Raw genomic sequence first — 7,671 nt, forward strand, 5'->3', positions numbered from 1 at the left:
ACAGTTGAGACAACAAGGATGGCTGGCGACAAAAGAAGTGAACCTAACCTAATCTACGCCTCAAGACTGTATGGGTGGACATTCTTCAGCTATTTCATCAGATAGGACTGCTCCTGCTCCTGCTGGATCGAAATCTTCTGGAAATTGGGTGCTAGCGTCATAGACAGCTCCTTGAAAGTTAGTACCGCTGAGGATAGAATCACTCAAATCACTTCCTCTAATATCTACTCCTTGGAGATTAGCATTGCTGAAGTTGGCATACTCCAAATGTGCGAAGCTCAATATACTATCTCGGAGCTCTGAATTGCCGAAATCTGTCAGACTCAAATTTGATTCGCAAAATGACGAGCTGATTAAAGAAGAGTCAGCAAAATTCATCCCAGTGAGATCTTGCCCCGAAAAATCATTCCCATAAGATTGAAGACCTATCGCCGAAGAATAGGGGGCTAGTAGGTATAGACCATTGCTTGGTATGGAAAAGTTATCTGAAAAATTTGTTCGCAAATCATAGACAACATTCTCGAAAGATGCTCCATCAAAATTCACGTCCCGCAAATCCGATCCAGTAAAGCTGACTCCAATGAGGGTAGCATCTTGGAAGCTAGCTCCTGATAAATTAGCATCTGCAAAAAAAACGCTATCCAAGAAAGTTTGATTTAGTGAAGCTCTTGTCAGATTTGCGCCTTCAAAGTGAACAGCTTCAATTCTTGCATTACGCAGGTTTACGTCATGCATGTCAGCTTCGTTTAAGTTCGCGTATCCAAGATAAGTATTTAAAAGATTTGCTGAGGACAAATCTGATCCAGAGAGGTCAGAGAATCTTATTGTAGCTCCTGTCAGATTTGATTTTGAAAAATCAGAGCGAAGAATTCTAGAATTAGCAATATCAGAATCTATCAAAGATGCGTCGCTCAAATCAATTTCAGACGTGTCTATCTCATAAATTCCGCAGAAATAGCATTCTCTCGTTTCTAATACGAGATTCCACTCTTCCTGTGAAAGAGGTTGAGGTATAACTGAATCAGCATGAGCGTCTGCAACAAGAAAAAGACAGCCGACAAGAGATAGAAGTTCAGTAGCATAAGAATTCTTGTACTTCATAAACTGGTGGATCTCCGTTAGTAAAAAGCCTATCAACAAGCATATTGACCCAGTAGCATATCAACAACTAGCGAGAACTTTTATTTTGCCAAGTCCCTCAATATATAATCTTCTCAAAAATCAATCCAAAATTATTTACTACTTGACATGCCAGGAAGCCTCCATCAAAGACATTAGTTTAACAATTTCAATTATTTATGCAATCTGACCTCTATCTCTAAAGTAGAAATCACTTAGATATTAATTTCTGAAATAGTCAACGCTTTCTTCAATATCCTTCTGCTCAAATTGCAAACCTAATGCGATAGGAAAAGCACCTCTTGTAGCTGTAAGTTGAAATCAATGATAGTGCTGGAGCGGTTGAGATAATAACATCCAGATACTGAAATTTATAGTCAAGTGAGAAAGTAAAGTTGAAAGTCAAAGTATTTTTTGTACTTAACAATCACTCAAGCGCGGGGCATTCGTCGAAGCCTCGTCAGAGAAAATAGCGCCCACCTTTGCTGGGTCGAAGCCCTCTGGAAATTGAGTATCAGTATTGTAGATTGCGCTTTGAAGATTCGTATTGTTGATAACAGCGCCGTCCAAATTAGCTCCTCTAAGATCAGCCCCATGAAGATTTGCATCAGTTAGATTGATTCCTGCTAATTGCGCATTGCAAAAGCGAACATCAATAAGACTTGCTCCTGTAAAGATAGAGAGATAAGCAACCGCATTCTCAAAATTAGCATTATTCAGAATAGTTCCAGAAAAGTCAGCCTCAATCTGAGCTTCACTGAAGTCTATACCCGTCAAGTCTTGGTCTGCTAGTTCTAAATTGTAGGCGCGAACACCTGCTACAGAGGAATAAGGGCCTAGTAAATAGGCTCCTGATTCTGGCGGAAAAAAATCTTCTGGAAACTGCGTGCGGGTATCGTAGATAATTTGTTCGAAAGTGGCTTGAGTGAGATCAGCGTTGCTTAAGTCAGCATTTATAAAGTTTATATATGTCACGTTTGCGTCTGCAAAATTAGCATTCGTTAAGTTTGAGCCTGTGAAATTTGCAAACCTAATTTGAGCATTTGTGAAGTTAGCTCCTGACAAAATAGCGTTCCTGAAAGAGCCTTCAATAGTTGCACTACTCAAATTCGTATTTGTCAAATTCGCATCGTCCAGCGTGACACCATTCAAAATGGCATCGTCTAGATTAGCTCGGCTTAAGTCTGCCCCAGACATGTTTGTCGAATAGAGCTGCGTATTGCTTAGGTCTACCTCTACCAAGCTCGTACGGATAAGCTGGGAAAATGAGATTTCAGAATCTTTAAATAGAGCTCCCGATAAATCTACCTCGGATATGTCTACCTCTACAAGAGTGCATGATTCGCACGTTCGCGTCTTGATGATCCGACTTGCCTCCGCCAGAGGAGTTGGCTGTGGCAAATAAGTTTCAGCTACAGTTTTCACTGGAAGTGCTGTAGTAGGAAGTAACAAAAAGAGTAAAGAAACCTTTAAGAACCCAACCTTTCTATGAAACATGTAAACATATACCTCTGTTGTAGAATAGCTTAGACAACGATAACATCGGAGGCGAAAGCCTAAATTCATAGGGGATCATCGACTGAATTGTCACCATAGAAATAGGCGTTAAAGTAATTTATAGCATTCTCAACGTCTTCATTCCGCCAATCCATGCCAAGTGCAATTCTGAATGCTCCTTCTGTAATCGCATAAAAGCTTTCCAAGTTTGAAAATCTGACATTTTGGTCATTCTCATCAAGCTCTATAAATTGCGCAGAGCGGCTAAGAACGGCATACATAATATCCTCTCGTGCTTCTGATACTCTTTGACTTCCACTTGGAAGATCGTTATACATGGTTCCTCCGTTACTGGTCCCAGTATGCTGTAGCCCTAAAGTGTGGCCCAGCTCATGAGCAATAAGTACCGACAAAACCTTAATTGCGTCAGAAATTTGTCCCAGACTTAGCTGTCTCCCCATCGAAAAAGTCTATGATTATAAATCCTCCTGACTCGAAATTAAGAGCGTCAGATAGTATAAACCCTCGTTGCTCAAGTGTAAGAGATGAATCGGGTTCTCCGTCCGCTATATTCGTATTAGCAGCTCTCCTAGCCGAGTATTTGGTTATGTCGCGTCCGGTAATCGCATTTTGACCATTATGTTGATTGTCTACACCTGAAATCGCATCTACATTAGGGAGCTTGGCTACTGCAAATGCTCTTTTAGGCACAATATTGTCTCTTTGAAAATACTCTTCCTCAACGACAACGACAACGTTAATGTTAAGAGGGTTTTCATCGTGATAGCTAGCGTAATATTCTTCAGAATCCAGAAATTCTATACCACTTTCAAAAGGAGAAAGCAGATGCTTCGCTCCCTCTAAAGCATGTTTGAGAACAAATTTTGAAATCTCGCTTTTATTGCTTAGATTTTCAAGCCTATTTTCTGTTATGAACTGGTTTCGTAAAGCTTCAGTAACAGCATCACTTCCTGACCAAAACAAACCATTTTTAGCCAATGAAGTTTCCTCAAACACATCGCCAATTACCTCATAATAAAGGGCTAACTGAGATGTAATTTGCTCCTCGTTGATAAAGACTTTTTGCTTCTCAATGCCATCACCTTGAAGAGTATATGTTAATAATGAATTCCTACTTTGCCCAATAGGTTTTATTACAAGTTCAGTACTTTGTGCATCTTCAACATCATTTGGAGAAAAGATGATTTGGAGTTCTTGAACTCCATCACTATCAAAATCATTAATCCAACTGCTCGTACTAATCTCGTCGTTAAAAATACTACTTATAGTTCGTCCAGTTTCATCTTCTCCAAAATAGAAACTAGAGTTCCCTGATATCGAAAATTCCAATTGTTCATAGTTATCAGGCAAATCAAAATATTTGATTCGCTCAATATTAGCGCCTGCAAGCGTTTTCTCAAACTTCAAAACATTATCAGTAGGATCGTCATCTGCCATGTCGAGAACGTTACTGGTTGTCAGAGCAAGAATAACTGACTCGAATGTAGATTCAGCACTGCTTGAGCTATCGTATTGCCCTTGGCGAGCTCGCGACACTCGTGAAATTGTTGGCGTCCATATCGGCGATTCGCCAAAGGCGACGCTGCGCGAACGCTCAAGAGAGAGTGCTCGCGCCTTGTGGCAGTCCTTGCCAACCATCTACCGTCAGTGTGCCGTTTGCTACACCGATTTCTGGGAAGCTTAGGAGACCGTGCTACCGTCCAAGCGGCATCGGGCCGTTGGTAAAGAAAGGGGTCAGACCCACCACATCGAGCGGTTCAATTGCACTTTGCGGCAGCGCGTATCGAGACTCGTGCGAAAGACGTTGTCGTTCTCAAAGAAGCTGGAAAATCACATTGGCGCAATTTGGTATTTTATTCACCACTACAATGCATCCTTACAGCTTTAGGACTACCCCTAAGTTATCTTCTTAACCTAGGATCTCGTAGAGCTTCAGCTTGCCCCTCCAACATCGCTTGGTAGATCTCGTCTTGAGAATTACCAGTTGTTTGAGCCGTAGCCAGTTTTTCAAAGAGAGAGCTGGAAAGTGTCGAACATTCATATGACTCTTTAGCCAATTTATCCTGTATCAAATTGTCATTTCCTTGAGATATAGATTCAATAATCTCTACAGATAACGAAGGGTAACTTCTTAATTGAGTGCAAATTTCGAATTCACGCGTCAGACTCTTGACGCTCCTAATACTTCTATCTTTTGCTGGAGGACGTTCTGCCTCCCTTTGTTGAGCCTCCATTAAACTCCTTTCCGAATCATTCATCAAAATCATCGGATCGCTACAGCCCATAGTGAACATTAACAAGAATGGTAAGCTAAGATATAGTAATTTTTCACTCATAACTCTCATAACTGAGTTAAAGATCTCTCTACAAACATTGTTATCTTTAAATCATGGATGCAAAGTTGAGATTTCTTGAATTCTATCAGAAGCTTCAGCTGCCTGATCTAGAGCTATGGCTACTAATGGAGGATTGACTGTGTAGGATAGACCTCCACTTCTTCTAAATTGGTTGATAGTCTCAAGAATTGAATCGTCAGGCAAAGAGTCTATAGTCAATGTAGTGCAATTGCTACTGATCAAATTATATTCACCAACTCTTACTCCTTGAAGTACTTCACCGCTTTCCAGAACAACTGATGTAATGTATGTTCCAGAACTATACAAATCTGTAAAAAAAGACTTTATCTGTTCCTCTTGATAGTTAGTATCCGACATTTCGCAGGTTCCCTCAGGAGATCGAAGGTTTTTGAAAGCCTTGTCCCATAAGCCTTTCAAGGATAATGTCTGAATCGCGATGATCCCAGGTTTGGCACTTTCTGCATCGATCTGATCGCTTTCAGGAATAATTGGCACAGTTTCCTAACCGCGATCGCGGTCGGCAAATCAGACTGAGAGTTAAGTGACTCTGGTGGTTAGGCCGGAAGCTCTGCTCCAGCGTCAGTCTGGTTTTCAGAGGTGAGGGATGGAAAAACCAAAAAATGGTAAAATGCTTACATGGCAAGCGTTTCAGGGTGTCCGATAAAATACTAATTCTAATTTTCAACCTGCGAAATGTGGGTTACAAGCATTTTCCAGAAGCATGACTGGAATCTTCTCCAATCGGAACTTCTAGCTGTTCATCACCCTTTTAGAAACCAGTGCCCAAGGGTATGCCCCTCAAGACAATCAAGCATCTTGAGGGGTGTCGGACAAGATGGCTCCCGCTGTATCTGGGTCGAATCCTTCGGGGAATGTAGTTTCTTCGTTGTAGATTGCTTTTTGGAAGTTTGTCCCGTCGATGACTGCTCTAGTTAAATCAGCTCCTCTGAGATCGGCTGCTTGAAGGTTGGCATCAGTCAGATTGACACCCCTCAATTGTGAATTATAAAAGCGGACACCAACGAGATTTGCTCCTGTAAAGTTAGAATCATTGGCGTTCGTATTTTCAAAATTAGCCTGATTTAAAGTTGCCATAGAAAAATTAGCGATAACTTGAGAGTTACTGATATCTAATCCTGCTAAATTCTGACCTGATAGATTTAACCAGTAAGCACGAACACCAGCTACAGAAGAGTAAGGGGCAAACAAATATGCTTCTGACTGTGGTATTGAAAAATTTTCTGGAAACCGAGTACGAGGGTCGTAGATGATTTGTTCAAAAGTGGCGCTGTTAAGATTAGCATCTGCGAGATCAGAGTTTATGAGATATGCAAGAGATATACTGGCATGAGTGAAATCAGTATTTGTCAAGTCTGCTCCTGTAAAATCTGCTGCTATAACTTGAGCATGCGTAAAATCAGCCCCTGATAGGTTAGCGTTCTCAAAGGAGCCCGTAATTCTTGTATGGCTTAGATCAACATCTACTAAATTTGCATTGCTTAGGGTTACCCCATCGAAGAAAGTATTCTGTAGGTTGGCTCCCCTCAAATCTGCACCAAGCATAAATACAGTAGTCATACATGTATTACTTAAATCTGCTTCTACTAAACTCGTGTCGTTAAATTGGGTCTCAATAAAGTCAGACCCATTAAACAGACCACCTGACAAATCGACACCAGATAGGTCAGCCAAAAAAATGATGCAATCTTCACAAGTTCGAGATTCAAAAATCTGGCCCAATTCAGATTGGAGGATTGGTTCTACAACCTCGAAACCGCTATAAAGACAGGAACCTTCAGCCTTTGAAGGAAAAGCAATAATAGAGATGAGTAGGGAGAGCGTAGAAAACTTCAGAAAATGAGAGAGTTTCATGTATTACCTGGTACCTACTTGATTGTTGTTTCAATGGAACACGAAACTGGACTTTGGACAATGTAGGTGAAGGAAGAGCAGGAAAGTGGTAGAGATTGTAAAAACACTACGCTCTACCACTCATGCAAAATCATCTTGAAGCACTGCGCCAATTTCGCCAAGAGATTTATGCCAGTTTTCCATATCGCCGCGATAGCTTGCTGGATTTCTGGATGCCTTCAGCAGCAATGACCGTGCCCGCTCGACCGTGGAGTTGAGTCTGAATCCCTGTTTTCGTCGGCAATACAGCACATTGTACAAAGCCATTGCTCAGGCTTATGTAGAAAGCGATTATCTGGTGTGCAGCTTAGAGGCTTATCAGCAAGGGCAGGTGCTATTGAACACCTTGCCGCCGCCGAAGGCGGTGGCCTATCCAGTCTTTGGTCTGGATGAGACGCCGAATGAACACTGGTATGCGCGTTGCTTGAGTGACCGCCAAACCGTTCATTGCTCGACCCCAGTGGCGGCCCAACGTCCCGTGAGTGAAGGGCATATTAAACGACAGCTATTTTCAGGTGTCGCGACAACTAGAACAAATGCTCAAAGCTATGTAGGAGGCTTCGATCGATTCTACGTATAAGTAATCATGCAAAATCAATTACAAATTTCCTGCCAAACCTGGCACGGGGAGCACGTCATCCGCTCATGGTAGAAAAAATATCCTAGAAGATATCGTTTCTATTCGGTGATAGTCATGACCCCCGAGGACCGTCAGCAACTGGATTCCCATGTCCGCGCAATCGCAGCGATTCTGCATAGCGACGCG

General features: G+C 41.8%; 9 protein-coding genes and 1 pseudogene. 3 read left to right on the plus strand and 7 right to left on the minus strand.

Annotated features, from left to right (window positions below; translation table 11 throughout):
• Positions 1-60 precede the first annotated feature (60 nt).
• The 4 genes from PN498_RS17930 to PN498_RS17945 all read right to left on the minus strand — a co-directional run bounded on the left by PN498_RS17930 (position 61) and on the right by PN498_RS17945 (position 4,074).
• Entirely contained in the window at positions 61-1,101 is a 1,041-nt protein-coding gene (locus PN498_RS17930; protein ID WP_272064471.1) for a pentapeptide repeat-containing protein, read from the minus strand.
• 438 nt (positions 1,102-1,539) lie between these two features.
• Positions 1,540-2,616: a pentapeptide repeat-containing protein gene (locus tag PN498_RS17935; RefSeq protein ID WP_272064473.1), complete on the minus strand. Its 1,077-nt coding sequence runs from the start codon at positions 2,614-2,616 to the stop codon at positions 1,540-1,542.
• A 65-nt stretch (positions 2,617-2,681) separates the two neighbouring features.
• A complete protein-coding gene (locus tag PN498_RS17940) occupies positions 2,682-2,954 on the minus strand; it encodes a hypothetical protein (protein WP_272064475.1) in 273 nt (90 codons plus the stop codon).
• Positions 2,955-3,042: 88 nt separating this feature from the next.
• On the minus strand, positions 3,043-4,074 hold the full coding sequence (locus PN498_RS17945; RefSeq protein WP_272064476.1) for a hypothetical protein: 1,032 nt from the start codon (positions 4,072-4,074) through the stop codon (positions 3,043-3,045).
• A 91-nt stretch (positions 4,075-4,165) separates the two neighbouring features.
• On the opposite strand from PN498_RS17945, the pseudogene PN498_RS17950 reads away from it, so the two are divergent.
• Positions 4,166-4,525: pseudogene (locus tag PN498_RS17950) on the plus strand (IS1 family transposase); the annotation flags it as partial.
• A gap of 13 nt (positions 4,526-4,538) precedes the next feature.
• Here PN498_RS17950 and PN498_RS17955 read toward each other — a convergent pair.
• The 3 genes from PN498_RS17955 to PN498_RS17965 form a co-directional block, all read right to left on the minus strand.
• Positions 4,539-4,973: a hypothetical protein gene (locus PN498_RS17955; RefSeq protein ID WP_272064477.1), complete on the minus strand. Its 435-nt coding sequence runs from the start codon at positions 4,971-4,973 to the stop codon at positions 4,539-4,541.
• A gap of 51 nt (positions 4,974-5,024) precedes the next feature.
• Positions 5,025-5,489 carry a hypothetical protein gene (locus tag PN498_RS17960; protein ID WP_272064478.1) on the minus strand — a complete coding sequence of 155 codons (465 nt, stop codon included), beginning with the start codon at positions 5,487-5,489 and terminating at the stop codon, positions 5,025-5,027.
• A 312-nt stretch (positions 5,490-5,801) separates the two neighbouring features.
• Positions 5,802-6,866: a pentapeptide repeat-containing protein gene (locus PN498_RS17965; protein ID WP_272064480.1), complete on the minus strand. Its 1,065-nt coding sequence runs from the start codon at positions 6,864-6,866 to the stop codon at positions 5,802-5,804.
• A 122-nt stretch (positions 6,867-6,988) separates the two neighbouring features.
• Between PN498_RS17965 and PN498_RS17970 the strand changes: the two genes are divergently transcribed.
• Positions 6,989-7,123 carry a hypothetical protein gene (locus PN498_RS17970; RefSeq protein WP_272064482.1) on the plus strand — a complete coding sequence of 45 codons (135 nt, stop codon included), beginning with the start codon at positions 6,989-6,991 and terminating at the stop codon, positions 7,121-7,123.
• Complete coding sequence (locus PN498_RS17975; protein WP_272064484.1) at positions 7,114-7,485, plus strand: hypothetical protein; 372 nt, start codon at positions 7,114-7,116, stop codon at positions 7,483-7,485. Before PN498_RS17970 ends, PN498_RS17975 begins: the two co-directional genes overlap by 10 nt.
• Positions 7,486-7,671 lie beyond the last annotated feature (186 nt).

Source organism: Oscillatoria sp. CS-180, from assembly GCF_028330965.1.
GTDB lineage: Bacteria > Cyanobacteriota > Cyanobacteriia > Phormidesmidales > Phormidesmidaceae > Halomicronema.

Excerpts from the sequence above, each read along its gene's own strand:
- PN498_RS17935 (WP_272064473.1), bottom strand. The coding sequence starts at position 2,616 with ATGTTTCATAGAAAGGTTGGGTTCTTAAAGGTTTCTTTACTCTTTTTG.
- PN498_RS17970 (WP_272064482.1), top strand. The coding sequence starts at position 6,989 with ATGCAAAATCATCTTGAAGCACTGCGCCAATTTCGCCAAGAGATTTAT.
- PN498_RS17930 (WP_272064471.1), bottom strand. The coding sequence starts at position 1,101 with ATGAAGTACAAGAATTCTTATGCTACTGAACTTCTATCTCTTGTCGGC.
- PN498_RS17940 (WP_272064475.1), bottom strand. The coding sequence starts at position 2,954 with ATGTATAACGATCTTCCAAGTGGAAGTCAAAGAGTATCAGAAGCACGA.
- PN498_RS17965 (WP_272064480.1), bottom strand. The coding sequence starts at position 6,866 with ATGAAACTCTCTCATTTTCTGAAGTTTTCTACGCTCTCCCTACTCATC.
- PN498_RS17955 (WP_272064477.1), bottom strand. The coding sequence starts at position 4,973 with ATGAGTGAAAAATTACTATATCTTAGCTTACCATTCTTGTTAATGTTC.
- PN498_RS17945 (WP_272064476.1), bottom strand. The coding sequence starts at position 4,074 with ATGGCAGATGACGATCCTACTGATAATGTTTTGAAGTTTGAGAAAACG.